At 70.7% G+C, this 25,092-nt stretch carries 23 protein-coding genes and 1 pseudogene; 11 read left to right on the top strand and 13 right to left on the bottom strand.

The features are described from left to right. Nucleotide 1: 1 nt before the first annotated feature. Both AB0I15_RS19140 and AB0I15_RS19135 read left to right on the top strand, forming a co-directional pair. Nucleotides 2-1,150 carry a thiolase domain-containing protein gene (locus tag AB0I15_RS19140; protein ID WP_358097067.1) on the top strand — a complete coding sequence of 383 codons (1,149 nt, stop codon included), beginning with the start codon at nucleotides 2-4 and terminating at the stop codon, nucleotides 1,148-1,150. Beyond that, nucleotides 1,150-2,742, top strand: coding sequence for an acyl-CoA synthetase (locus AB0I15_RS19135; protein WP_358096741.1), 1,593 nt, complete (start codon nucleotides 1,150-1,152; stop codon nucleotides 2,740-2,742). Before AB0I15_RS19140 ends, AB0I15_RS19135 begins: the two co-directional genes overlap by 1 nt. Here AB0I15_RS19135 and AB0I15_RS19130 read toward each other — a convergent pair. The 3 genes from AB0I15_RS19130 to AB0I15_RS19120 form a co-directional block, all read right to left on the bottom strand. Beyond that, nucleotides 2,739-8,987 carry a hypothetical protein gene (locus AB0I15_RS19130; RefSeq protein ID WP_358096738.1) on the bottom strand — a complete coding sequence of 2,083 codons (6,249 nt, stop codon included), beginning with the start codon at nucleotides 8,985-8,987 and terminating at the stop codon, nucleotides 2,739-2,741. The two genes, AB0I15_RS19135 and AB0I15_RS19130, sit on opposite strands and share 4 nt — an antisense overlap. A gap of 91 nt (nucleotides 8,988-9,078) precedes the next feature. Continuing rightward, complete coding sequence (locus AB0I15_RS19125; RefSeq protein WP_358096735.1) at nucleotides 9,079-9,705, bottom strand: LysE family translocator; 627 nt, start codon at nucleotides 9,703-9,705, stop codon at nucleotides 9,079-9,081. Between the two features lie 21 nt (nucleotides 9,706-9,726). Then, nucleotides 9,727-10,587 carry a LysR family transcriptional regulator gene (locus tag AB0I15_RS19120; protein ID WP_358096732.1) on the bottom strand — a complete coding sequence of 287 codons (861 nt, stop codon included), beginning with the start codon at nucleotides 10,585-10,587 and terminating at the stop codon, nucleotides 9,727-9,729. 110 nt (nucleotides 10,588-10,697) lie between these two features. On the opposite strand from AB0I15_RS19120, the gene AB0I15_RS19115 reads away from it, so the two are divergent. After that, on the top strand, nucleotides 10,698-11,228 hold the full coding sequence (locus AB0I15_RS19115; protein WP_358096729.1) for a cysteine dioxygenase family protein: 531 nt from the start codon (nucleotides 10,698-10,700) through the stop codon (nucleotides 11,226-11,228). On the opposite strand, the gene AB0I15_RS19110 is transcribed toward AB0I15_RS19115, so the two are convergent. Continuing rightward, nucleotides 11,207-11,854: an alpha/beta hydrolase gene (locus AB0I15_RS19110; protein WP_358096726.1), complete on the bottom strand. Its 648-nt coding sequence runs from the start codon at nucleotides 11,852-11,854 to the stop codon at nucleotides 11,207-11,209. The genes AB0I15_RS19115 and AB0I15_RS19110 overlap by 22 nt on opposite strands. A 108-nt stretch (nucleotides 11,855-11,962) precedes the next feature. On the opposite strand from AB0I15_RS19110, the gene AB0I15_RS19105 reads away from it, so the two are divergent. Continuing rightward, the gene (locus AB0I15_RS19105) at nucleotides 11,963-12,463 is read left to right on the top strand and encodes a pyridoxamine 5'-phosphate oxidase family protein (RefSeq protein ID WP_358096723.1); all 501 of its coding nucleotides are present in this window, start codon (nucleotides 11,963-11,965) and stop codon (nucleotides 12,461-12,463) included. Between the two features lie 68 nt (nucleotides 12,464-12,531). On the opposite strand, the gene AB0I15_RS19100 is transcribed toward AB0I15_RS19105, so the two are convergent. Then, nucleotides 12,532-12,945 (bottom strand): ester cyclase, encoded by a 414-nt coding sequence (locus AB0I15_RS19100; RefSeq protein WP_358096721.1) that lies wholly within the window; start codon nucleotides 12,943-12,945, stop codon nucleotides 12,532-12,534. Between the two features lie 91 nt (nucleotides 12,946-13,036). Here AB0I15_RS19100 and AB0I15_RS19095 point away from each other — a divergent pair, with 91 nt between their 5' ends. Continuing rightward, nucleotides 13,037-13,564, top strand: coding sequence for a helix-turn-helix domain-containing protein (locus tag AB0I15_RS19095; RefSeq protein WP_358096718.1), 528 nt, complete (start codon nucleotides 13,037-13,039; stop codon nucleotides 13,562-13,564). A 28-nt stretch (nucleotides 13,565-13,592) separates the two neighbouring features. Here the strand turns inward: AB0I15_RS19095 and AB0I15_RS19090 are convergent, their stop codons facing one another. Then, nucleotides 13,593-14,582, bottom strand: a complete 990-nt coding sequence (locus AB0I15_RS19090) for a CU044_5270 family protein (protein WP_358096715.1) — start codon at nucleotides 14,580-14,582, stop codon at nucleotides 13,593-13,595. A gap of 23 nt (nucleotides 14,583-14,605) precedes the next feature. Beyond that, nucleotides 14,606-15,220, bottom strand: a complete 615-nt coding sequence (locus AB0I15_RS19085) for an RNA polymerase sigma factor (RefSeq protein WP_358096712.1) — start codon at nucleotides 15,218-15,220, stop codon at nucleotides 14,606-14,608. 121 nt (nucleotides 15,221-15,341) lie between these two features. Here AB0I15_RS19085 and AB0I15_RS19080 point away from each other — a divergent pair, with 121 nt between their 5' ends. Beyond that, complete coding sequence (locus tag AB0I15_RS19080) at nucleotides 15,342-15,701, top strand: hypothetical protein (RefSeq protein ID WP_358096709.1); 360 nt, start codon at nucleotides 15,342-15,344, stop codon at nucleotides 15,699-15,701. 108 nt (nucleotides 15,702-15,809) lie between these two features. Then, on the top strand, nucleotides 15,810-16,643 hold the full coding sequence (locus tag AB0I15_RS19075) for an ISAs1 family transposase (protein WP_358096706.1): 834 nt from the start codon (nucleotides 15,810-15,812) through the stop codon (nucleotides 16,641-16,643). Here the strand turns inward: AB0I15_RS19075 and AB0I15_RS19070 are convergent. From AB0I15_RS19070 to AB0I15_RS19045, 6 genes are all read right to left on the bottom strand, one after another. Continuing rightward, the gene (locus tag AB0I15_RS19070; RefSeq protein ID WP_358096703.1) at nucleotides 16,545-17,027 is read right to left on the bottom strand and encodes an RICIN domain-containing protein; all 483 of its coding nucleotides are present in this window, start codon (nucleotides 17,025-17,027) and stop codon (nucleotides 16,545-16,547) included. The genes AB0I15_RS19075 and AB0I15_RS19070 overlap by 99 nt on opposite strands. A 284-nt stretch (nucleotides 17,028-17,311) precedes the next feature. Then, nucleotides 17,312-17,821 carry a hypothetical protein gene (locus AB0I15_RS19065; protein WP_358096700.1) on the bottom strand — a complete coding sequence of 170 codons (510 nt, stop codon included), beginning with the start codon at nucleotides 17,819-17,821 and terminating at the stop codon, nucleotides 17,312-17,314. A 5-nt stretch (nucleotides 17,822-17,826) separates the two neighbouring features. After that, on the bottom strand, nucleotides 17,827-18,459 hold the full coding sequence (locus tag AB0I15_RS19060) for a DoxX family protein (RefSeq protein WP_358096697.1): 633 nt from the start codon (nucleotides 18,457-18,459) through the stop codon (nucleotides 17,827-17,829). Nucleotides 18,460-18,661: 202 nt separating this feature from the next. Further along, on the bottom strand, nucleotides 18,662-20,236 hold the full coding sequence (locus AB0I15_RS19055) for a multicopper oxidase family protein (RefSeq protein ID WP_358096694.1): 1,575 nt from the start codon (nucleotides 20,234-20,236) through the stop codon (nucleotides 18,662-18,664). Continuing rightward, nucleotides 20,233-20,592 (bottom strand): hypothetical protein, encoded by a 360-nt coding sequence (locus AB0I15_RS19050; protein WP_358097065.1) that lies wholly within the window; start codon nucleotides 20,590-20,592, stop codon nucleotides 20,233-20,235. The genes AB0I15_RS19055 and AB0I15_RS19050 overlap by 4 nt, the downstream gene beginning before the upstream one ends. A 138-nt stretch (nucleotides 20,593-20,730) precedes the next feature. Continuing rightward, nucleotides 20,731-21,894, bottom strand: coding sequence for an FAD-dependent oxidoreductase (locus AB0I15_RS19045; RefSeq protein ID WP_358096692.1), 1,164 nt, complete (start codon nucleotides 21,892-21,894; stop codon nucleotides 20,731-20,733). A gap of 261 nt (nucleotides 21,895-22,155) precedes the next feature. Here AB0I15_RS19045 and sigJ point away from each other — a divergent pair, with 261 nt between their 5' ends. The 4 genes and pseudogenes from sigJ to AB0I15_RS19025 all read left to right on the top strand — a co-directional run bounded on the left by sigJ (nucleotide 22,156) and on the right by AB0I15_RS19025 (nucleotide 25,055). Further along, entirely contained in the window at nucleotides 22,156-23,100 is a 945-nt protein-coding gene (gene sigJ, locus AB0I15_RS19040; protein WP_358096689.1) for an RNA polymerase sigma factor SigJ, read from the top strand. A 225-nt stretch (nucleotides 23,101-23,325) separates the two neighbouring features. Next, the gene (locus AB0I15_RS19035) at nucleotides 23,326-24,534 is read left to right on the top strand and encodes a cytochrome P450 (RefSeq protein WP_358096686.1); all 1,209 of its coding nucleotides are present in this window, start codon (nucleotides 23,326-23,328) and stop codon (nucleotides 24,532-24,534) included. A 219-nt stretch (nucleotides 24,535-24,753) separates the two neighbouring features. Then, nucleotides 24,754-24,885: pseudogene (locus AB0I15_RS19030) on the top strand (hypothetical protein); the annotation flags it as partial. Next, the gene (locus AB0I15_RS19025) at nucleotides 24,885-25,055 is read left to right on the top strand and encodes a hypothetical protein (protein ID WP_358097075.1); all 171 of its coding nucleotides are present in this window, start codon (nucleotides 24,885-24,887) and stop codon (nucleotides 25,053-25,055) included. The pseudogene AB0I15_RS19030 and the gene AB0I15_RS19025, both read left to right, overlap by 1 nt. The last annotated feature ends 37 nt before the right edge of the window (nucleotides 25,056-25,092 follow it).

Raw genomic sequence — 25,092 nt, 5'->3', positions numbered from 1 at the left:
CATGGGCAACCGGTGCGCGGTCATCGGCGTCGGGCAGACGCACTACACGACCAAACGGCGCGACGTCTCCATCGCCGGGCTCGTCCGCGAGGCGGCGCTGCGCGCCCTGGAGGACGCCGGGCTGTCGTTCAAGGACATCGACGCCGTCGTCATCGGCAAGGCGCCCGACCTGTTCGAGGGCGTGATGATGCCGGAGGCGTACCTGGCGGACGCGCTCGGCGCGGCGGGCAAGCCGATGATGCGCGTGCACACGGCCGGCAGCGTCGGCGGCTCCACCGCCCTGGTCGGCGCCTCGCTGATCCAGGGCGGGGTGCACGACCGGGTGCTGGTGGTGGCCTTCGAGAAGCAGTCGGAGTCCAACGCCACCTGGGCGCTGTCCACCCACCTGCCGTTCAACGCGTCGCTGGTGGTGGGCGCGGGCGGCTACTTCGCGCCGCACATCCGCGAGTACATGCGCAGGTCCGGCGCCCCCGGCCACATCGGCACGCTGGTCGCGGTCAAGGACCGGCTCAACGCGCTGAAGAACCCGTACGCGCACCTCAAGATCCCCGGCATCGACCAGAAGATGGTCGAGGCCACGCCGATGCTCTGGGAACCCATCCGCTACCTGGAGACCTGCCCGTCCAGCGACGGCGCCTGCGCGATGGTCCTGTCGTCGGAGTCGGCGGTCACCGGCACCCCCGCCTGGGTGCACGGGACGGCCATGCGCTCCGAGCCGATCTTCCGCGCGGACCGCGACACCGTCAGCCCCCAGGCGGGCAAGGACTGCGCGGCCGACGTCTACCGGCAGGCCGGCATCGCCGACCCGCGCCGGCAGATCGACGTGGCCGAGACCTACGTGCCGTTCTCCTGGTACGAGCCGATGTGGCTGGAGAACCTGGGGTTCGCGGCCGACGGGGAGGGATGGAAGCTCACCGAGTCGGGCGCCACGGCGCTCGACGGAGACATCCCGTGGAACGCCTCCGGCGGGGTGCTGTCGAGCAACCCGATCGGGGCCTCGGGACTGATCAGGTTCGCCGAGGCCGCGCTGCAGGTGCGCGGCATGGCCGGCGAGCACCAGGTGGACGGCGCCCGTACGGCGCTCGGCCACGCCTATGGCGGGGGAGCCCAGTTCTTCGCGATGTGGATCGTCGGACGGGAGAGACCCTGATGGAGTTCAACCACGCAGATCTGTTCGAAGGGCTCGCGGACGCGATCGGGGACCGGACGGCCGTCGTCTGCGACCAGGAACGGCGCACGTACGCCGAACTGGACGCCGAGTCGAACCGGCTCGCCCACTACCTCATGGACCTGGGCGTCCAGCCGGGCCAGCACGTCGGCCTGCACCTGTGCAACGGCATCGAGTACATCGCCGGCGTCCTCGCGGCCCTCAAGATCAGGGCCGTGCCCATCAACGTGAACTACCGCTACGTCGAGGCCGAACTGCTCTACCTGTACCGGGACGCCGACCTCCGGGCGCTGGTCTACGACGTCGAGTTCGAGGCCAGGGTGGCCGCCGTGGTGGACGACGCGCCGCTGCTCGAACACCTGATCTCGGTGGGCGGGCCGCCGGCGATCGGCTCGGCGGTGCCGTACGAGACCGCCCTAGAACGCGGCAAGCCCGAACGGGGCTTCCCGCCACGCTCGGGCCAGGACGTGTACATCATCTACACCGGCGGCACGACGGGCATGCCCAAGGGCGCGATGTGGCACGTCGAGGACCTGTTCATGGGCTTCGGCGGCGGCAACCCCTACGGCGAGCCGCGCACCACCCCGCAGGAGGTCATCGACGAGGCGGTCAAGGCCAACCCCATGGTCATGATGGCCGCGCCGCCGCTCATGCACGGGGCCGCGCAGATGGCCACGTTCATCGCCTGGTGGATGGGCTCGACCATCGTGTACGTGCGCAAGTTCGACGCCGCGGACGTGTGGCGCGCGGTCGAACGCGAGCGCGTCTTCACCATGAACATCACCGGCGACGCCATGGCCAGGCCGCTGGCCGAGGCGCTGGAGGGCGGCGGCCACGACGTCTCCTCGCTGTTCGTGATCAGCTCCACCGGCGCCATCCTGTCCGGCGCGGTCCGCGACCGCCTCCAGGAGCTGTTACCGAACGTCATGATCCTCGACAACTTCGGCTCCACCGAGTCCGGCTACACCGCCTCGGGCGTGGCCGGGTCCTCACCGGAGAAGGGCCTGCGCTACCAGCCGAACTCCGTGGTCAACCTCGCCGTGCTCGACGAGGCCAACCGGCCCGTCCAGCCCGGCTCCGGGCAGCTCGGCACGGTGGCCAGGTCGGGGCGGGTGGCGTTCGGCTACTACAACGACCCCGACAAGACCGCCCGCACGTTCGTCACCGACGAGGAGGGCACCCGCTGGCTGCTGACCGGTGACCTGGCCACGGTGGACCCCGACGGCACGGTCAACGTGTTCGGCCGGGGCTCGCAGTGCATCAACACCGGCGGCGAGAAGGTCTTCCCCGAGGAGGTCGAGGCGGTGCTGAAGGGGCATCCCTCGGTGTTCGACGCGGTGGTGACCGGCGTGCCGGACGACCGGTGGGGCAACAGGGTGGCCGCCGTCATCGAGCCGCGCCCGGGCGTCGAGGTCACGGCCGCCGAACTCGACGAGCACTGCAGGAAGCTGCTGTCGGGCTACAAGGTGCCCCGGACGTACGCGTTCGTGGCCGAGATGGTGCGCTCGCCGGCGGGCAAGGCCGACTACCGGTGGGCCCGGGAGACGGTGGAGGCCGGAGACGCTGGAGGCTAGCGACCGCTGAGGCGGCGCAGCTCGTCCTGCACCGCCCGCGCGTCGTCGTCCCTGCCGGCCTGCTCCAGCACCTTCACCCGGCCACGCAGCACGTCGAGGAGCAGGCCGGTCAGCTCCGCGTCCGGTTCGGCGCCGGGTTCAGCGTCTGGGCCTGGTCCTGGGCCCGGCTTCGGGCCTGATGCTGGGCCCGGCCCCGTGCCCGGTTCGGCCTTCCGCCGGTCGGCGAGCAGGCCGCGCAGCAGGCCGGCGGAGGCCCGCAGGGCGGCGTCGGCGGCGTCGTTCCTGCCGAGCTCCCGCTGGCAGAAGCCGAGCCGGGCGTGGGCCACGGCCCTGGACAGCTCGTCGCGCGTCACCTGCGTGCCCCGGTGGAAGACGAGCCCGGCCTCCAGCGCCCGGCCCGCCTCCATGAGCGCGTCGCCCAGCATGAGCATGGCCCGCGACAGCAGCCCGGCCTGCATCGGGTTGCCGGGGGAGAAGCGCTCGAGCGCCGCGACCGCCTCCCGCAGCGGCTGGATCGCCTCGGCCGCCAGCTCCCGCATCCTGAGCGCCGAGGCCAGCGTCAGGCAGGCGCCGGCCCGGCTGGTGTGCAGGGCCTGCGCGTCCATGCCCGTGGTCAGCAGCTCGTCGTAGATGGCGATGGCCTCACGCGCCCTCGCCTCCGCCTGCGTCCCGCCGTCCAGCCGCAGCAGGGGCAGCAGCTCGGAGCTCTGCGCCAGGGAGTCGGCCAGGATCGCCCGGTACGTCAGATCGTCCGGCGACCGCCTGGCGCGCGGGATCAGGTCGTCGACGAGCGCGTTGGCCTCGGCTAGCTCGCCGCGCATCATGTGGCACCTGACGAGGCGCTGCGTGGCCAGGGCGTGCTTGACGGTGCCGGGTTCGTGGCCGGTCATGGCGATGGCGGCGTACTCGGCGGCCTCCTGCGGCCGTCCCGCGGCCAGGAGGTCGTCGGCGATCATGGCGGCGGTCTCGGCGGCGGCGGGCGGGTCCGGCAGCCGGGTGAACAGGCGCAGCGCCTCGACGAGGTGGGCCAGCGCCTCCTGGTCCCGGCCGAAGGCCCGCAACACCCGCCCCCGCACCTGAACCGCCTGGGCCCGCACCCGCGCCGACTTCTCACTCCTGTCCCGCCTGCCGCGGTCCTGGTCGCTCTGTTCCTGCCCGCTGCGGTCCTGCTGGTCGCGGTCCTGTCCGCTTCGGCCCTGTCCCTCGCGGTCCTGTACCTCGCGGTCCTGTACCTCGCGGTCCTGTACCTCGCGGTCCTGGTCGCCGCGGTCCAGTTCGGCCAGGGACCAGGTGATCGCCTCCAGGGCGGCCTGCGGGCGGTCGAGGGCCGCCAGGGTGGAGCCGAGCTGGGCGTAGATGGCGGCGGCGACGGCCGGGTCGTCCAGCTCGTCGCAGAGGTCGGCGGCCCGCTCGCACTGGGCCAGGGCCTCGACGGGACGGCCGCGTTCGAGCAGCTCGGCGGCGTACAGGTGCAGGATCTCGGCGAGCGCCGGGTCCTGCTGCCCCCCGAGCAGGTCGATGGCCTGCTCCAGCAAGGCCGGGTCGTCGGGCCGCAGGCGGGCCAGCGCGGCGAGCGCCGACCCGAGCGGTCCCCGGTAGGTGCTGGAGACGGCGGCCAGGCCCCGGTAGACCCGCGCGGCCAGCTCGGCGCCCGCGACGGCGCCGTCCGTGTCACCCGCCCGCGCGGCGGTGGCGCCGAACCGGGCCAGGCAGCGGCCGTACCGGTCGTGGAGCCGCGGGGCGCCGCTCAGCGGCACCTCCCGTTCCAGCGCCTCCGTGAACGCCGTCAGCGAGGGCACCAGCTCGGCCGCCGCCACCGTGTCCACGTGCTCCGACAGCTCCTCCACCACCGTTTCGAGCACCTCTGTCCCAGGAAGCGGCCGCATGCCGAGAATCTGGGCGCACAAGGCGACCCGCTCGCCTCCCGTCCGCAGCCTGGCCAGCCGGACCAGGGCCAGCAGGTGCACGGGGACGAGGTCGTACGGGACGGCCCCGATCCGCGCCATCATCGCGGTGCCGGCGGCCAGCTTCTCCCCGGCCGCGTCGTCGTCGCCCAGCTCGGCCAGGCACAGGCCGGCGAGTTCCAGGCAGGTGGCGGCGAGCAGGCGGGTGTGCTCCTCGTGCTCGGGCTCCGGCGGCAGCAGGTCCAGCGCGCGGGTGACCGACTGCCGCGCTCCTTGCGGGTTCCGCCGGGTGAAGCGGATCCCGGCCTGCAGGCGCAGCGCCCCGGCCAGCGCCAAGGGGGCTTCGAGCCGCTCCGAGACGAGCCTCGCGTACAGCTCGACCAGGCGGTCCGCGGCGGCCTCCGCGTCGGCCGGGCAGGCCGCGTCGGCCAGCGAGACGGTCTCCAGGATCAGCAGCTCGGCCAGCTCCGTACGGAACACCAGGCTCGTCCCGGAGTGCGGCTCGTACGACTCGATGGCCGTGAGCAGGTGCGGGATGGCCTCCTTGTGGCGGCCGAGCCCCACGAGCGACCGTCCGAGCGCCGCGGCGACCATGCCCACGGCGAGCGCGTGCGGCCCGGCGGGCGTGGCGTGCCGCTGGAGCAGCTCGGCGGCCTGCATCGCCAGCCCGAAGCCCTTCCCCGCCTGCCCCGCGTCCGCCAGGGCGCCGGCGAGCATGGCCTGCGCCGACAGGTAGGCGTCGACCTGCTCCCTGCCCAGCCCGCCCTCGCCGCTCCGGACGTTTTTCCTGCACTCGGCGAGCTGCGCCTCCGCCCGGGTGACGGCCTCGTCCGGCCGGACGACGACCATCGTCAGCAGCCAGGGCCGCCCGTCCGCCGGTCCGGCGGCGGCCTCCCAGCGCCGCAGCCGGGCGCGTACCTCGGAGCGGGCGTCGTCCTCGGCGCGCAGCACGTCGTACAGCTCCGCCGCCAGTTCGAGCTGGGTCCGGCCGTCCGCGGCCCGGCCGAGCTCGGCCAGGCACAGACCGAGCAGCCGCCGGCCCCTGGCCTGCGCCGCCGTGTGCCCCTCCGCCGCCACGGCCATCGCCTCCTGCAGCGGGTCCAGCGCGGCGTCCGGCCGGTCGTCGATCAGCAGCAGCTCCCCGAGGTCGAGCAGTTGCCCCGCCAGGGCGGCGCGGTGCTCGTCGGGCTCCAGCGTGACGAGGGCCCGGAGGTTGCGTACGGCCTCGGCGGCGGACCTCTGCGCGGCGTCCAGGTCGTCGAGCCGGGCGTGCAGCCTGGCCGGCAGCGCGGCGGCGGAGGCCAGCATGGCCCGCAGCCCCGGCTCCTCACCGGCCAGCGCCCGCAGCCGCGTCACGGCCTCGGCCGCCGGGACGAGGGCGTCGGCCGGCCTGCCGTTCGCCTCCAGCCAGGTGGCCAGCCGGTGCAGGCGATGGGCGACGTCCCTGCTCGTGGGGGCCGCGTACTTGACCGCGGCGGTGGCCGCGACGGCGAGACAGCCGGCCAGCTCGGGCAGCGCGCCGTCATCGGCCTCCTCGTACGAGACCAGCGGGCCCGGCGCCGGCACGGCGGGCGACTCCGGCACCGGCGCCGCGAGAGGCATCCGAAGCGGCCTACCAGGCGCATGGCTGCCGGGCACCTGACTGCCGAATGCCCGGCTTCCGGGCATTCGGCTTCCGGGAACCTGGCTTTCGGGGGCATGGCTGCCGGATGCCTGGATGCCGGGCGCCCGGCTTTCGGACGCCTGGATGCCGGGTGCGGGGCTGAAGGCCGTCGCGGCCGGCTCTGGGCGCTGGATGGCGAACGGCGGTCGCGGCTTACGGGCCGCAGGAGCTGCGGGCCTCTGGCGTGAGCCGGGTCTCGGCAGTACGGACAGGATCCCGGCGAGGTCCGCGGCGAAGCCGGCGTCGCCGCCCGCCGCCTCGAACGCCGCCACGGCCTCGCCCGACCGGCCGACCTCCAGCAACGCGCAGGCCACGTTGTGGTGCGCCCGCGCGGCCTCCGCCGCGTACCGGGGATCCTCCTCGGCGAGGATCCGGAACCTGGCCGCCGCCTCCTGCGCCGGCTTGAGCGCGCTGCCGGCCTCGCCCGCCAGCAGCAGGCACGCCCCCAGGCCGAACAGCGCCCGAGCCCGCCCGGCGGCCTCCTCGTACGGGGGCGCGGCGGCGTACACCTCCACCGACTCGGCCGCCGCGACGACCGCCTCGCCCACCCGGCCGACCGCCGCGAGGGCGTCCGACAGCCGGCTCAGCGCCCCGGCCAGCGGGGTCCGCGCTTCGCCCGCCCGCCGATGCCGTACGGCCAGCTCGCCCAGCGTCACGTTCAACGCCCGCAACCCCAGCGCGGCGTTCCCGTGCGGCTCCCACGCGGCCCCATGGGTGGACACGGCCACGGGGACGGCTTCGGAGACGGCCTCGGCGATTCGCCGGTCGGTGGTGAACAACCCGAGCGCGGCGTCGAGCACGTCCCCGAGCCGGCTGCCCGGATTCGCCATGGCCTGCGTGACCAGTTTCCCGATCCGGCTCGCCAGCAGCGACCACAGCGCCGACCTGACCCGCTCGTCCCCGGCCGACAGGCGCAGGACGTCGAGCATGCGCACGAGGTGCCCGGCCGTACGGCTCTCGTGATCGTGCAGGGCCAGCACGAGCGCGTCGAGGTCCTCGGTGCCGGCCAGGAAGCGCTCGGCCACGAGATCCGGCCCGAGCGGCGTCAGCCGCCCTTCACCAGGGAAGATCCGTCCCAGCCAGCCCGCCACGTCCATGGCGTCCACGGCACGCCCCCGGATCGCGGGCACGGCCGTCAGCAGCCCCGGCAGCTCGGCGGGGGTGGGCGCGGTGAGCGTGAGCACGGCCACCGCCTGCCGCGCCGCCACCGCGCCGAGCCGCTCCCGGTCGCCCGGCCACACCCGTACCCACTGGTCGCACTCACGCGAGACGAACCGCTCCAGCAGCCCGCCGCCCGGCTCCGCACCGCCGTCACGCAGCCGCAGCAGGGCGGCCGTGTGCACATGGAGCGGCAGGCCGTAGTCAGGGTCGTCGAGGCGCGGCGGGGCGGGGAGCGCGGCCCGGCTCGGGGCGAACGCCGTCATGGCGGTGATCGCGTGCTCGGCGCGTTCGGACAGCGTCAGGGGGGCCGTGTTGAGCTGCACGGTCGTGGTGTTGAGCCGCCGCAGCCAGCCGCCCGCCGCGGTGTCCAGCCGCCGCCACCACTCCGGCTCACCCGGCTCCCTGACCAGCAGCAGGAGTCGTACCCGGGGGTTGCGCCCGTGTTTGGCCAGCCGCCGGATCAGCTCGCCCAGCAGCGGCGAGGACGGCTCGGGACGGTCGGCGACGAGCAGGGTGGGCCGCAGCGCGTCCAAGCTCACACCCCGGGCGGACAGAGGAGCGCCGATCGACTCCGGCGGCAGGAAGCCCGTGTCCCATCCCGCCTCGGCCAGCTCCGCGCACAATTCGCCCGCCAGCCGGGTCTTGCCCGTGCCGCCGCGGCCGGTCACGATCGCGATCGAGAGCGCGGCCGGGTCGGCGGCCCAGGAGCGCAGCTCCGCCAGTTCCCCGGTCCGCCCCAGGAACGGCACCACGGCATGGCGCGCCATCAGCAGTGCCCAGTCGGCGCAGTCCTGCGGCAGGTCCTCGCGGGCGAAGGTCAGCAGGTCGGGCAGGCTCGTCGAGGGGTCGCCCTCCGCCACGGCTTCGAGCGGGCCGGGAGCCACGCCCGCCAGTTCGCGAAAGCGCTGGTCGCCGAGGAGCGCGGTCACGGGGATGGCGTCGAGGCGGCGCTGGGCGTACCCGTCGGGGCTGGCGGCGACCACGCCGATGATCTGCCCGGCGGGCTCGGCGAGCAGCACGGCCCCCGGCAGGCCCTGCCAGAGCGAGGTGGGCGTCGCGGCCAGGTCGGGGCGCAGCACGCCGACCGTCAGGGCCTTCGACACCGCGCCCGCGGGGATGTCCACCAGCCCGGACACCGTCTCGGCGTCCCTGAACCCGGCCCGCTGCGCCGCCCGGGGAAAGCCCCTGGCCACGCAGTGCAACGGCCGGCGGCCTGTCACCCGGGCCCAGCGGTTGTGCTCGACGCCGGGCAGGGCCGCCCAGGGAGCCTGCGGCACCCGCAGCAGCACGGCGTCCGCGCCGCCGCCTCCCCGCCACACCTGCTCGGCGTCCGTCCACCGGGCCGACCAGGGGGCGCGCACCTGGCACGGCGTACCGGGATCGACCACGGCTCCTGAGGTCAGCACCAGGTCGGGCCCGAGGACGTAGCCGGATCCGGTCACGCCGACGAGCGCGTCGTGACCCGAATAGACCTCGACGGCCCGTTCGAGCCCGAGGCGATGCGGTGGCGCGTCCATGAGGTCCCGCCCATCAGCTACGTCCCGACGTGCCGCCCCCGACCAGCCTTGATCTCACTATCGCACTACGGGCCGGAAATTTCCCGGCTTGTCAGGCCTTCTCAGTTGTGAGCCACGCGGCCAGCCCCAGGTACACGATCCCGCTGCCCACGTCCAGCCGCCTGCGGGTGCGGGCCGACCCGCGTACCCGGTCGGCCAGGGCCGAGGAGAGCATCGCGTACGTGCCGTCCGACACCATCCCGAGCACGAGCCACAGCACGCCCAGCACCAGGATCTGCTGACCGATCGGCCCGAACTCCGGGCGCGTGAACTGCGGCAGGAACGCCAGGAAGAAGATGGCCGTCTTCGGGTTGAGCACGTTGACCACGAACCCCTCCCAGAACAGCCGCCGCTTCGACTGCACGCGCAGCTCGATCGGCTCCTCGCTGTCGCCCCGGTGCATCAGCTTGCGTACGCCGAGCCAGAGCAGGTAGGCCACACCCACGTATTTGACCACCGTGAACGCGGTGGCCGAGGCCGACAGCAGCGCGCTGATGCCCAGCGCCGCCGCGCCGATGTGCACCAGCGAGCCCACGTGCACGCCGGCCACTGAGATCAGGCCGGCGGCGCGGCCCTGCGAGACGCTCCTGGTGACGATGTAGAGGACCGCCGGTCCGGGCACGAGCAGCAGCCCGAGAGTGGTCACGCAGAAGATGGTGAGGGTTGAGATGTCCGGCATGTGGCCATCGTAGGGGTGGCGTCAAAGGCTTTCCCGGAGAGCCGCCAGCAGCGCCTCGGTCGCGGGCGGGTGGGGCGGATCGCCGTAGACGGCGGCGTAGACGTGCCGGGTCGAGCCGGGCACCTCGGCCACCTCCACGTCGGGGTGCCGGTGGGCGCGGAGCGCGAGCCCCGGCAGCATGGTCAGCCCCAGCCCGGCCGCCACCAGCGCCTGCACGGCCACGATGTCGTCGCTGGTGAACGCGATGCGCGGCTCGAAGCCCGCCTTCTCGCAGATGTCCAGCAGGTGGCTGCGGCACCGGTCGCACCCGGCGATCCAGGACGAGTCGGCGTGTTCGGCCAGCTCGCCCGACGCCGTGCTCGACACCAGGTAGCTGGGGTCGTCGAGCAGGTGGGTCAGGTGCAGGCCGCCGTCCTCGGGGGCGGTGTCGTCGTAGCGGAACATCACCGCCACGTCCACGCGCCCGGCGCGCAGCAGCCGCAGCGCCTCCGGCGGCTCGGTCTCCGTGAGCTGCAGGCGCAGCCCCGGATGCGCGCCGGCCAGTAGCCCGGCCGCCTTCGGGATGAACGTGCCCAGCGCCGACGGGAAGGCGGCCAGCCGCACGCGGCCCGAACGCAGCCCGACGTGCGCGGCCAGCTCGTCGGCCGTGGCGTCGAGGCGGCCGATGATCTCCGCCGCTCGCTCGGCCAGCAGCCGGCCCGCCTCGGTGAGCCGGATCCCGCGCCCGGCGCGCTGGATGAGCTTGGCGCCGGTCTCCGCCTCCAGCCTGGCCAGATGGTGGCTGACCGAGGGCTGGGAGTAGTGCAGCTCCTTGGCCGCCGCGGTCAAGGAGCCCTTGCGGGCCACGGCGACGAGGACGCGCAGCCGGACGACATCAAGCACTCATCAATCATATCTATTGATGGGCCAGAAGACTTCTGTTGGACCTATTGGTCGAGATGCGCGACCGTAGAAGGGGAAGGCAGATTGTTGATTTTCCCTAGGGGAATACCATGAATGTGGTCGTCACCGCAGCCACCAGACCCGGACTCGACCCGCTGGTGTCCGGCGTGTCCCGGATCGCCGCCGGGAGGCTCGGGCTTCGCGACTCCGCGTTCGCCGTCGCGAACCTGCTCCGTGAGCGCCTGCCCGGCCTCGACCTCCTGACGCCGGCGGAGCGCGCGGGCTCGCCCGACACCTACGTCTCGCACGTGCTCCACGCCGAGGAGGATTTCTCGATCGTGGCCGTGGTGTGGCGGCCCGGCCAGTACACCGTCATCCACGACCACGTGTCGTGGTGCACGTTCGGCATTCTCAGCGGCATCGAGCACGAGACGCTCTACCGCGACATGGGCGACCACCTGGTGGAGATCGGCCGGGCCGACAACCGGCCGGGCGAAGTGAGCGGGTTCGCGCCGCCCGGGGACATCCACATGGTGCGCAACACCAGCGCGGAGGTCGGGGTGTCGCTGCACATCTACGGCGCCGACGTGAGCCGGCTCGGCAGCAGCGTACGCCGCGTCTACGACCTGCCCGTCAGATAGCCCTCCAGCCGGTCGGCCAGCTCCTTCGGCCGGGCCAGCATGGGCGCGTGACCGCCGTCGATCTCGTCGGGCGTGATCCCGAGCCGGTCGCGTACGACCCGGCGCATGAAGTCGGCGGTGAAGAACCGGTCGTCGCGGCACAGCAGGAACCGCGTCGGCACGTCGGGCCACGCGCCCAGCGGCCACGGCTCGTTCGCGGCCTTGTCGGTCTGCCGACGCTCCTTGGTCAGCAACTCCTTCGCCACCTCCTTGGGCACGTCGTGCAGGAACAACTCGACCGTGTCGAGCTCCACCTTCTCGAAACCGGTGTTCGCCCACCACTCGGACGGCGGCTCACCCGGGACCGGGATCATGGCCGTGACCAGCACCAGCAGGTCGGCGGGGGTACGCGCGCAGACGAGCGGCCCCACGAACCCGCCCCACGAATGGGCCACCACGACCAGCTCACGCCGGTCGCCGACGGCCTCCACCACGGTGTCGGCGTAGTCGAGCAGGCCGGCGTTCTCGTCCTCCACCGGCAGGTCCACCGCCACCACGTCGTGCCCGCGACGGCGCAGCTCGGGCTCCAGCAGATGCCAGTCCCAGGCGGAGCCGCCGCCGCCATGGATCAGTGCGAACGTGGCCATGTGCGTACCTCCTGATCGGCGATACCGCCCATCTTGCACCCGCCGCGATGAGTTCCGGGCCCGGGGCAGGTCAGTCCCAAGGAGACCCTGGCATCTGAAGGAGCGATCATGGAGACGACGCTAGACGCGCGGTTCAGTGCCGCCGACGCGGCCCCGACACCCTGGGCGCAGGCCCGCGACCAGCTCGAACGCGCGGAGACGTACTGGCTGAGCACCGTACGCGCCGACGGCCGCCCCCACGTCACGACGCTGCTGGCCGTCTGGCAGGACGACGCCCTCTACTTCTGCACCGGCGCGCAGGAGCAGAAGAGCCGGAACCTGGAGTCCAACCGCCACTGCGCGCTCACCACCGGCGCCAGCGCGCTGCACGAAGGGCTGGACCTCGTGGTCGAGGGTGTGGCCGAGCGGGTCACGGACGCCGGCGAACTCAAGCGGCTGGCCGGTGCCTGGGAGGCGAAATACGGGGAGGAGTGGCACTTCGAGGTCGGTGACGGCGTCTTCGTGAACTCCGTCGGCGGTCCGGCCCTGGTCTTCGAGGTGTCGCCGGAGAAGATCCTGGGCTTCCGCAAGGGCGACTACGCGCAGACCCGCTGGCGCTTCCGGGGATAGGTCCGCAGGGCCGCGCAGGTGGACGAGGCTCGCGTCCCTGAGGGTCGGCGAACTGCGCGGCCCCTCGCCTATGAGTCGAGTTGGTCGAGCCTGAGTTGGTGACGCATGGCGACCGCGTCCCTGATGGCCCAGTGCTCGACGATCCTGTCGTCCCATACCCGGATCATGTCCATGCCGCGCACCTCGTACCGCCGGCCTGAGGTCGTGTGGGTGCCGCGGCTGAGGTAGACGTTGGCCGACAGATCGCCGTTGGAGACGTTCTGCTCCACTGTGACCGACACGTCGTGAAAGCCCGTCTCCCCGGAGACCATCCGCTCCCATTTCTCCCGCCACGCCCGAATCCCGTGGTGGTCACCGTCCGCCCCGCCCCGATGATCGATCACGTCCGGATGGATGAGCGCCAACGCCTCATCCATCCGCCCGGTCGCGAGCACCGCGGGATAGAGCTCGAGTATCCGCCGATGGACGTCACCCGCCGTCATCGCATTCTCCTCCGCCATCTAAGTGGGGAACTCCCCATTTACTGTGCCCCGCTACACTAACCGGGGAGTTCCCCACTTATCAAGGAGACCGATGGGATCGCGTCCACTGCGGGCCGACGCGCAGCGCAACCGGGACCTGCTGCTGGCCGCCGCCGCGCGGGTGTTCGCCGAGCGCGGCACCGAAGCCCCGCTGGACGACGTCGCCCGCCGCGCCGGAGTCGGAAACGCCACCATGTACCGACATTTCCCAACCCGCTCCGACCTACTGGCCGCCGTCTACGCCGACGAGGTCGCCCAACTCTGCGCCCGCGCCGACTCCCTGCGCTCCACCGAACCTCCGGCCGAGGCACTCCACGACTGGCTGCGGCTCTTCATGGACCACATCACCTCGAAACGCGACCTGGCCCTGGCCGTCACCGACGACTCGACCCTGCACGCCGACTGGCATCGCTCGATGCTCGACACGGCCTCAGGGTTGCTGGACGAGGCCAAGCGCGCGGGCGCCGTCCGCGCCGACCTGGACGTACGCGACCTGCTGACCCTCATCAAGGGCATCTCCCTGGCCGCCACCGACCGCCCCCAGGCCGAACGCCTGCTCTCCCTGGTGAACTGGACCTGACCAGGGACCCACGCGAGCACACCCGGGATCAGTCCCGCACCGCGTCCCGCTCTGCGGGCACCTGCCCCGGCTCGTCAACCACCCCGGACCCGAGCACCGACATCCCCCTCGCCGAGCCGTCCTCCCGCACCACCTTCGTCCCCATGTAGTGGTAGTCGCCCGGATCAAGGATGTAGTACCCCTTGACGCCGTCCCCGGCGTCGAACACCACGCCGATGCCCTGGCGGCCGTCCATGTCCGCCACGTTCTCCTCGACGGAGACGTTCGGGAGCTTCGCCAGCGCCCGGTACATCCCCGCGACCGTGTCCGGCGGGATCATGGGCGCGAACTTCATGTACCACCCGATCGCCCCGAACACCTTGACGTCATCCGCGATCTCCGGGGCACAGCGGGGCTGGCAGATCGAGAGCGGAGTGCGCTCCTGCTCAAGGCCGCGGAAGTGCAGCAGCAGCGCGTCAGGATCCGAGGGCAGCGCCTTCACCTCCGCCTGCGTACGCCCGACGTGCGTCGGACCCTTCTCCGCGGGTCCCACCTTCAGCGCGCGCCCCTCCTCCTTGAGCGCCATCCTGCGGCCGTCCATCCGCCCCCAGCTCTCGAACGTCGGCAGGTCGCCGCCCATGTGCTGCGATTCCTTGAGGTAGAACCACTGATCGGGCCGGATGTCCGGGGCGGCCGTCCGACGCACCCCGAGCGCCGCCCGCTCCAGCACCACCGCCACCCCACCCGCCTGCCCCGCCTCACCCGGCTGCCCCGTCCCGCCGGGCCGCGCCGCCAGGGTGGCCGGCGTGACCGGCCTCACGTCACCGCTCGACGTCCGCACGACAGTGGCGACCACCGTGGCGGTCACGGCCACCGCACAGCCACCCGCCACGGCCAGCCCGATCCGGTACGCGCGCTTCGACCTCCGCACGGGCCTCCTGCTCCTCATCTCGGCCAGCCTGCGTTCCGCCCCCGAGACGTCCAGCCGCTCCGGGACCTCGCTCCGCATCTTCCTGAGCTGTTCGATCTCGTTCACCATCACCGGCTCCTCATCCGTATCCCTCATCCCTCGTCCACGATGTTCGGGTCGATCCCGGCGAGTGCCCGGCGCAGCTTGCTCCGAGCCCGGTTCACCCGTGACCGCACGGTCCCCACAGGCACACCGAGTGCCACGGCCGCCTCCTCGTACGTCAGCTCCGTCCACGTCACCAGCAAGATCGTGTCCCGGTGCTTCTGGGACAGCCCCGCCAGCGCCTTGGCCAGCCGCCTGCGCACCCCGCTCGCCGCCACCCGCCGATCGACCTCATCGGTGAACGGCTCGGTCACCGAGTCGGCCCCTGTGCGGCTCAGTGCCTTGTAAAGGCCGATCTCGCGGCGCCGGTGGCGCCCGATGAGGTTGGTGGCGATGCCGTACAACCAGGCCCGCTCGTCACCGAGCCCTTCGTCGTACGTCTCCAGCCGCTGCAGCGCCACGGCGAACGTCTCGGCCACGATGTCGTCGGCCGGCTCCATCCCCAGGCGCCGCACGACGTACCGCTTGAGCTCGGGAGCGTGACGAACGAACAGGCTGGCGAACCGCTCGGACTCCTGCCGTGGCACCGCACCCTCACCGGCACCACCGCCCGCCCCCGCACCGCCGGGCCGGGGCGAGACGTCCGCCCGGCTCTCGTGTCGCATCTCTTGCCTCTCGGGTGTCTCTGGTCGATTGACACGGGTAATTGCCACGAACGGCACCGGCGGTTCCATGATTTTCCGGCGGACGCCATGATGTCGCTGAACCCAACCGGAGGGATGCGGCATGCAGGCAACCCGGAACCGCTACTGCAAGATCTTCACCACGGCACCGGAAGACGACGTGAAGGCGCTGCTCGTGAGCCTGCTGGGCGGCCGATTCAACCGCCACGGCCTGCTCTCACCCGACCTGGACTTCGACGTGGAGGTAGAGGTCCGCAGAAACCCGGACAGAGGATTGGGCTTCCTGGGCTGGCCGCACGTGATCGAACTGGAGGAGGACGGCCCGGCCGGGTCCGCCATCGTGGAGGTGACGACAGCCACCATCCAGGCACTGTGGGACGCCGATCACGAGGCGGTGGCCGCCTGCGACTTCGAGGACCGCCTGCCCTTCGACGGAGGCATCAAGCGCTTGCGCCAAACGTGAGGCTCTGTCAGGGCCCCGGCAAGGTACCCGAGTGTCCGTTTTGCGGCGTGACGGTTCCGGGGTTGTGTGAGGGGTCTGAGGCGAAGAATAGGCGCGACCTTCGAGATCATGAGGTTCTCGACGCCTAATGATCATCAGAGAAGACCGTGCCTGTCCTGTCGTCATCGCCGATCAGTGCTGCCCTTGGCCAACTGGCTGAGCACGGACCGGTGGCCGCCTCCGCTGAGCCGAGCATGGCAGCCGCCGGACGAGTCCACCCTGGCCGGCGACTCCACCGACGGTCGTGCTCATGCGCGCCGTCAGGCTGCGGCCGCCTTCGACCACGGCAGCGGCCTGGTGCTCGCGCAGACCGACGTGGACGGCAAGCCCAACGAGATCACCCGCCTCCAGCCCTTGCTGGAGCGTCTCGGCCTGCATGATCGTGTGGTCACCGCCGATGCTCTGCACACCCAGCGCGAGCACGCCACCTTCCTCATCGAGCAGAAACGGGCGCACTACGTGCTGATCGTCAAGAAGAACCAGCCCAGCCTGTACGCGCAGGTCCAACGACTGTCATGGAAACAGATCCCCATCCAGCACCGCGAACGTGACCGCGGACACGGGCGCGAGGAACGCCGCACTCTCAAGGTCGTCACCGTCAAGAACGGACTGCTGTTCCCAGGCGATGCAGCTCAAACGCCAGGTCAGAGACGGCAGCGCGGGCAGATGACGGACTGTGACCGTCTACGCGATCACCGATTCGCACGCCTGGCAGGCCCATCCCGCCGACCTGGCCGCCCTGCGCAACCTCGGGAAATAGGGCAAAACTCCACTACGCCGGTGCCCTACGTACGGAGCGCATTTCTAGGGTGCTCTGTAGTCCCAGAATTGATCAGCGTAGTCCGAGCACGTGAATTGGACCACGACAGTGCCGTCGCCGCGGCCTGTGAGACATTTTCCTGAGTTGCGGTTGCTGAATTTGTACCCTATTCGGTCCCAGTAGATGGTCCAATGCTGGTCGATCCAGGATCCACAGGTGTACAGCACGCCCTCGGCGTTGTTGGCGCCGCCTCGGACGACCAGGCAGAAGTTCGTTCCCTCGCGTCTGATTCGGTGGTAGACGATCTCGCCGACCTGGCCGACGCGCTCGAGGATCCAGTACGGGCCGACGTCCAAGCATGTGCCGGTACGGACGTTGGCATTCGCGTACGCGGGATACGCGGTATTGAGGCACTCGAAAGTCCATTGGTTGCGTATTTGCACGGAGGCGGCGGCCTGTGCCGGCGTCGGCAATGAGGCGAGGCTGGTTAACACGACCATCGCTGTGGCGATTCTTCTGCTGCGCACGAAATCTGCTCCTCTCGGTCGTTTGACAGGCGCGACATTCCAACGGCGGCGCAGGAAGCGCCTGCTGATCACCTTCGATCCCGCCCCTGGTGATATCTCCGCCGTGCCCCATCCGTATCGCAGCGAAAGTTGTTCAGCAACGTTTTACTCTGCTGAACAATTCACACAGCGCCGGTACGTGACCATCTGGAAGGCCCCTTCAGGCCGGTGCTCGGCATCCGCAGCCCCGCGACTGCAACCGCCCTTGGCCGCGTTTTCGCCTCCGCCAAGAAGACTCCCGTCACTTATTGTGGTGGCGCCGGTCCAGCAGTCGCGCCCTTGTGCCGGCCTACCCGACGCTGCGCCGGCTGGATGCCGTCCTGCCCGGCCTCGGCCAGACGGTCGCCGACGCCGGCGGCCTGCAGGACGGCGGCAGCCACGAAACGTTCTACGAGGGCGAGCCGGTCTTCCGGATGCGCATGCCGGCGATCTTGCCGTGTGCTCAAATGTGGCCGCGCGGTGTTCATGCCAAGCGGCGAGCTCCGTTCATCGAGCGCCACCCGCCGCGGGCGCGTCGTTGATGTCGTCGCCGACCAGGGCGATCGATCCGTTGCGGGCGCGCAGTTCGGTGACGGCGGAGGACTTGTGCTCGGGCAGCAGGTCGCGGCGCGGTAGTCGTCGATGCTGACGGCGGCGGCGATGTCGGCCGCGACTTGGGGTTTGTCGGCGGACAGGAGCATGACGGTCTTGCCCTGAGCCTGCAGCCGGATCGGTTGTCGCGGAACCATGTGTCGGCGAGACGTCGAGACCTTCAAGGCCGCTACTCGTCGATCCAGCCGTTCTCAACTGCCCACCCGTGCGTCATGGCTTCGGCCGCGGGCAGCGTGAGGATCGAAACGGCATACAGAACAACGAGGAGCCCGATCGGAACGGCCCACGCGCGAGGACGGGTTTCCGGCGGACCGGCCCCATCTTGTCCAGCGTCGGCAGGGCGGTCCCGACGTAGCCGCGTCGCCGGGAGCCGACGGTCGGCAGGCCTCAGCACCCACGACGCGATGGCGCACACCCCGAACATCAGCGGCACCCCCCACGCCTGAAGACCGTCGCCGAGTATCAGATGCGACGCCACGGCACTCGACCACAGGAAAAAGGCGCCCACGTAGGCCCATTCCTTGATCAGCCGGAGCCCGGGCGCGATGATCGCGACGGCCGCCCCGACCTGCCACACACCGAGAATGTAGACGAAGTAGCGCGGGTATCCCAGGTGGCGCATCTGGACTTCCATCCATTCGATCGGTACAAGATTCCACACCGATCCAGCAGCCAACTCGAAGACGATGACAAACGTGGTGGCCCAAAAGGCGATGGGGCGGATCCGGCTCAAGTTCCAGCCGCTTCGTGCGACGGTGGCCGCCTTATCATTGGTGCGCTGGAATGTTTCTGGCATGTTCATGAATCTCCTTACAGGGGTTGTGCACAACTTCGGTTCGAAGGCGCGGCCTCGCTGTGGTTCCGGGGAAGTTTCCAACGGATTCGCCTCACCGGCACGGCGCGAGCATGGCGCCCGGGCGACTCGTGGAAGCACCGCGCCGACACGCTGATGCCGCGGGCGTGGGCCAGTTCGCCGGCGCTGGATTCGGTGCTTTCATGGCCGGTCAGATCGTCTCGAAGTTGGCCATCATGCCCATGTCCTCGTGCTCGAGGTTGTGGCAGTGGAACATGTAGCGCCCGCGGTAGCCGTCGAACCGGGTGATCACCTCCACCGCCTCGCCGGGGCGCAGATCGACGGTGTCCTTGCGGCCGGCGTCGTATGGGCCGGGCTCGCGGCCACCGCGGGAGAGCACACGGAAGTTCACCAGGTGCAGGTGGATCGGATGGTGCAGGTCCACCACGAAGCGCCAGATCTCCACGTCGCCGAGCCGGGGCCGGGCGTCGATTCGGGACGGCGCGTACGGCCGGCCGCCGATCGTCCAGCCGTGCCGGTCACCGAGGCGCCCGCCGCGGAAGGAGAAGTCCCGGGTCACGGTCGCTTGCGCGCGGTCGAGTGGTTCGATTTCGCTGAGCCGGTCCGGGATGTGGCTGTCCTCTTTGTCGCGCCGGGCGACGCGGAACCGCATCACTTGGGCAGTCGATCCGGTGCCGAGCCGGTTGACCAGGGTGACCTCGGAGCCGACCGGGTAGCGGCCGAAGTCGACGACCAGGTCATAGCGTTCGGCCGGGGCTATCGGGAGGTGGTCGTGCACGCGCGGCGTGTCGAGCAGGCCCTGGTCCGAGCCGATCTGTGTGAAGGCGTGGCCACCGGGTGGCGGTGGGTCGAGCGCGAGGTCGTAGCGGCGGGCGTTGGACGCGTTGAGCACCCGCAGTCGGTGTCTGGTCGCCGACACTTCGGCCACCGGCCAGGGTGCGCCGTTCACCAGGATCACATCACCGAGCACCCCCTCGATGTAGGAGTCCTCGACGCCGGGCACGGTGGTCAGTGACCGGTCGACGGACGGGTAGTGCATCGAGCCGTCCTCGGTGAACGCTCGGTCGGTGATCATCAGCGGCAGTTCGCGCTCGCTGTGCGGCAGCGGCAACGCGTCCTCTTCGGCGTCCCGTACGAGGTGGAATCCGGCCAGGCCGCGGTAGACGGCGGGCCCGGTGAAGTCCATCCGGTGATCGTGGTACCAGAGCGTCGACGCATGCTGCTGCAACGGGTACACGTAATCGCGCATGCCCTGGGTGACCTTCGCGTGCGGATCCTGCATGCCCGTGTGCCCGCCGTGCGAGTGCGTCGTGTGCGTGCCGCCGGCGGGCAGCACCAGGTCGGTGGTGTAGCCGTCGGACTCCGGCGGGGTGCGGCCGCCGTGCAGGTGGACGACGGTCGGTACCGGGAGTTCGTTGCGGTGCCGGACGATCGCCGTCCGGCCGCTGCGGGATTCGATGGTCGGCCCGGGGAACGTGCCTTGGTAGCCCCAGATCGGCGTGCGCAGTCCGGGCAGGATCTCCACCGTGGTCTGCCGCTGGACGATCTCGTACCGGTCGGCTTCCGCGTCCCGCGCGATCGGGGCCAGCACAGCCGGAATGGGCAGCGGGACCTGGAACGGCGCGGGTAGCGGCACTTTGCTGGTGAGCAGTTCCCCGGAAGTCGCAGCGGATCCGAACAGCCGTGGCCCGGCGAGCCCGGCGGCGAACAGCGCGCCCGCCCCGCCGGTCAGGCCGAAGAACCGGCGCCGGGACAGCCCGCTCATCGCTGCCCCCTGGGCTGCTCTGCGGCTGTCCGCCAGATCCCGACCAGCATGATCGACGCGTACATGGCGAGCGCGACGCCCAGCGGGAAATGCAGGTCCAGCTCACCGGCCACTCCCGCGAAGTACTGTCCGGACTCGCCCAGGAACAGCAGCAGGCTCGCCCAGAAGGGCCAGCGCGTCCCGGCTCGCCGCCAGAGCACCGCCGACAGCACGACCTGCGCCAGCCCGAAATAGGTGACCAGGTCCGCGCCGAGCGTGTGCAGCGCCAGCATGTCGTAGTCGCCGATCATGTAGCGGCCGGCGAACACCGGCTGGGCGAAGATCGCGACGGTGTGCGCCGTGACGATCCAACGCATCACGCCCAGCACCGCCCGTCCACGCGGCCGCGGCGGAGCCTTCTGAGTCTCGATTGTCGTCGCCGTCGTGGGCGTGGACATGGTGAGGTCTTCCTTCTCAATCTGTTGCCTACAACGGGGGTTCACTGCTCGCACGAGTCAGGGGAGGGTCGGACGCGGGCCGCCCTTGAGCCAGACGAGGGAACCCGGCTTGCGGGCTTCGCGACGGATTCTCGACACCGCGAAATTGGTGGTCACTTCCTTGATCGCCGCGCCCATGCGGCCGCCGACGTAGACGTTCACCGCGGTATCGTCCTTACCGGCGAGTTGTCGGATGGCCGCGCGCCGGCCGAGGCTGGCACACGCTCCCGAGAAGGCCAGTCTGATCGTCGCCGGTTCGGTCCCCGCGATACGGCTCAGCACGGTGTTCGCGGCCTGCGCCCCGAGCGGCCCGGCGGCGTAGCAGCTCATCCGCAGCGGCTGGCCCGACGGTGCGGCGGAGTCGCCGGCCGCGACGACGCGGTCGTCGTCGACGCTGGTCAACGTCTCGTCGGTGAGCAACCGGCCGAGCTCGTCGGTCTGCAGCCCGCTCGCGGCCGCCAGCTGCGGCACGCCGAAACCGGCCGCCCAGATGGTCAATGCGCTCGCGCGCACCGCACCGTCGGCGAAGACGACCGCGTCCGGCCGGACCTCGGTCACCGCGACGTCCTCGAGCACCGCGGCGCCGTGCCGGGACAGCCACTTGGCCACGGCTCGGCGACCCGGTGCGCTGAAGGACGGCGCCAGGGTCCGGCCACACACCAGCGTGACCGTGCGTCCTTGTTCGGCCAGTTCAGCGGCCGTCTCGATACCGGTCAACCCACCGCCGACCACGGTGACCGGAGCATCGAGGGGCAACTCCTCCAGCCTGGCGCGCAACCGTTGCGCGGTCTCGAATTCAGCGATGTCGAACGCGAATGCGGCCGCGCCGGGCACCGATGACGGTGCCGCCCCGGTGCTGCCGACCGCGTAGATGACGTAGTCGTAGTTCAGCGCGCGGCCCGATGCCAGTTGCACTGTGCGGGCGGCGGTGTCGATGCGCGTGGCGCTGTCGACGACCAAGCCGATCCCCTCGCCCAGTAGCGTGCCGTAGTCCACCGTGGCCTCGCCGGTGCCGGCCACGAACTGGTGCAGCCGGACTCGTTCGACGAACTCCGGGCGGGGATTGACCAGAGTGATGTCGATGTCGGCGCGCATCCGCAAATGGTTGGCCGCCAGTGTTCCGGCGTAGCCGCCGCCGATGACGACGACCTTGTGGGGTGCGTGGTGTTCAGACGTGGGCATGGCGAGGTCTTCCCTTCTCGATCGCAACGAGGAAGTGCGGCTTGTGACCCGATGGGATTGGTCCTTCATCACGAAGTGGCCGACCCCAGGGGACGATCACGCATGCCGACGAGGTCGGCTTTTCCTGCGTGCTGGATGGTGTCTCACCAGTTCGACAACCCAACACCTCGAAATGTGAGGCGATACGCCAACCTCACAGTTCACTGCGCTGTCTTGTCGAACTGGTAAAGGCAGATGCGACCAAGGGAGCCGACGACACTCATGACCACCCCATCCGAGCCGGGAGGCGACCAGCTCGATCCCGGCCTGAGCGCGATCATGAGCGAACGGCGCCACCTGATCAATCTCGCCTACCGGCTCCTGGGCTCCCTGGACGACACCGAAGACGTCGTCCAGGAGACCTACACCCGCTGGTACGCCCTGTCCCGGCGGCAGCAGGACGCCATCGCATCCCCCGGCGCCTGGCTGACGACGGTGGCCAGCCGCATCTGCCTCAACCTGCTCTCCTCGGCACGTGCCCGGCGAGAGACCTACGTGGGCGAATGGATCCCCGAGCCGTTACCCGAACCCACCGAGTGGATCACCGGGCGGGCGGACGGCATCACCGTCGACCCTGCCGACCGGGTCACCCTGGACGAGTCGGTCAACATGGCCTTCCTCGTCGTGCTCGAATCGATGACCCCGGCCGAGCGCGTCGCGTTCATCCTGCACGACGTCTTCCGCTACTCCTTCGCCGAAGTGGCCGACATCGTCGGCCGTACCCCGGCGGCCTGCCGCCAGCTCGCCTCCTCGGCCCGCCGTCGCATCCGCGCGCCGCAGACTCCCGCGCCTGTGGCAGCCGGGCAGGCCCGCATCGTCAAAGACTTCAAGCAAGCCTGGGAGGCCAAGGACATCAATGCCCTCATCGGCCTCCTCGACCCCGACGCCACGGCGATCGCCGACGGCGGCGGCATCGTCGGCGCCTTGCTCCACCCGATCGAAGGCGCCGAGCAGATCGCGCGCTCCCTGGTCAATCTCGAGGGCAGGCTACACAAGCTGACGATCCTGGAGCGTACGGTCAACGGCCAGCCCGGCCTGGTCGCCCAGCAAGACGGCATCACCGTATCGGTGTACGCGTTCGACATCGCAGGCGGCCGGATCAGGCGCATCTGGGCGGTACGCAACCCCGACAAGCTCAGGCCGTGGACGATGGGGCCGCCGCGCTAGGAGAGTCAGGAACAGCAAGTGGTGCCCGAACGATAGAAGATGATCTTAGCGAGTACGGGACACGCTGGGTTTCGCGTGCGCCTTACCCGAGGTCAAAGGGTTCCGCGAGCGCCCCCAGCCGCGATGGACGGGCATCACCGCAGACCGGTGAAACCACACAAGACACTCGATCTCAGTCGCCTTTCCTTCACCTGCCAACGCATGGAAATTTCACACGATCACAGGATGGATGGACAGAAGATGACGTACGCACAGGAGTTGCCGCTGCAGATGCGGCGGAACGGGTTCGACCCGGTCGAAGAACTGGCCAAGGCACGAGATGGCGAGGGCGTCGTGCGGATGGAGACGCCGTTCGGCCTGCCCGCCTACCTGGTCTGCCGCCACGATGATGTTCGCCAGGTGCTGTCGGATCCGGCCCGGTTCAGCAGCGCCCTGAGACCGTTCCGGGGGTTCGATGAGGTGGACACGGACGAGCTGGCCACGATGCGGGCCGGGAATCTGATCGGATTCGACCCGCCCGAGCACACGCGGTTGCGCCGGATGCTCACCCCGGAGTTCACGATGCGCCGGATGCGCAGGCTCGAGCCGCGCATCACCGAGATCGTCCAGGCGGCTCTGGACGACCTCGAGCGGGCCGGCACACCGGCCGACCTGGTGGCGCACTTCGCGCTGCCGGTGCCCTCGCTGGTGATCTGCGAGCTGCTGGGCGTGCCGTACGCCGACCGCGCCGCCTTCCAGGAGCGTTCCGTGCGCATGCTCGACACCTCGTTGCCGATGGAGCAGCGCGTCGCGGCGCAGCGGGAGGACCGCGCCTACATGGCCGGCCTGGTCTCCCGCGCCCAGGCCGACCCGGGCCAGGACATGCTCGGCATGCTGATACGCGAGCACGGCGACGACCTCAGCACCGACGAGCTGATCGGCATCGCGGGACTGCTGCTACTGGCCGGGCACGAGACCACCTCGAACATGCTCGCCCTGGGCACCCTGGCCCTGCTGCGGCACCCAGACCAGCTCGCCACGATCCGCAAAGACCCGGCGCAGATCGAGCCCGCCATAGAGGAGCTGCTGCGCTGGCTGTCCATCGTCCAGTCGCTACCGCCGCGCACGACCACGACGGAGGTGGAGATCGCCGGCCACACCATCCCCGCGGGTTCGCTCGTGATGCTGTCGCTTCCTGCCGCCAACCGCGACCCTGCCTTCATCGACGATCCCGACATCCTCGACATCACCCGGGGAGCCGCCGGTCACGTCGCCTTCGGCCATGGGGTGCACCACTGTCTCGGGGCCCCGCTGGCGCGGATGGAGATGCGCATCGCCTTCCCCGCTCTGCTCCAGCGCTTCCCCGGCCTCGCCCTGGCCGACCCGGACGAGCCGGCCGACTTCCGGATCTTCAGCCTCGTGTACGGCCTGAACTCACTGCCGGTGACCTGGTGAACGGACGGCCAATGAGAGCCGACGTCCTCTAATCCGAGCGTGATCGTCGGCGCCGCGATCCTGGCGTCCGAGGAGATCGCCGCGCGCACGCATGACCTGACTCACTCGGCACGACTCGCCCAGGCCTGCTCACTGCGCGCGCCGGCCTGGGCGTGTATACGGCCAGCCCTTGAGGTTGCTCACGCGGGCCGAGGTTAGGTACAGGTCCACCGTCGAGGTATGGCACAAGACATCGCCATGAACCGCTCTGAGGCGCGCCCCGTGCCCGACTTGCGCGAGAGCCTGCTGCCGGTGGCGGCCGTCTTCGGCCCGAACGCCTCCGGAAAGTCGAACGTAATCGCCGCCATGACGTGGCTGCGCACCGCCGTACGCGACTCCCTGCGCTCTGGGACGACGAGATCCCCATCGAGCCGTTCGCCTTCGCCAATGATCTGGAGCAGGCATATCTGCATGGCCGCTTCGGTGCGCTGCCGGAAGTCGATCGTCCGGAGCTTCTGCGCGTCCTCGGGCTGATCGGCTGATCGGGCTGTCGGTGGCAACGATGCAGAGGGGTGGCGA

The organism is Nonomuraea sp. NPDC050643, assembly GCF_040654715.1.
Lineage (GTDB): Bacteria > Actinomycetota > Actinomycetes > Streptosporangiales > Streptosporangiaceae > Nonomuraea.
This window is presented reverse-complemented; position numbering and strand designations above follow the sequence as displayed.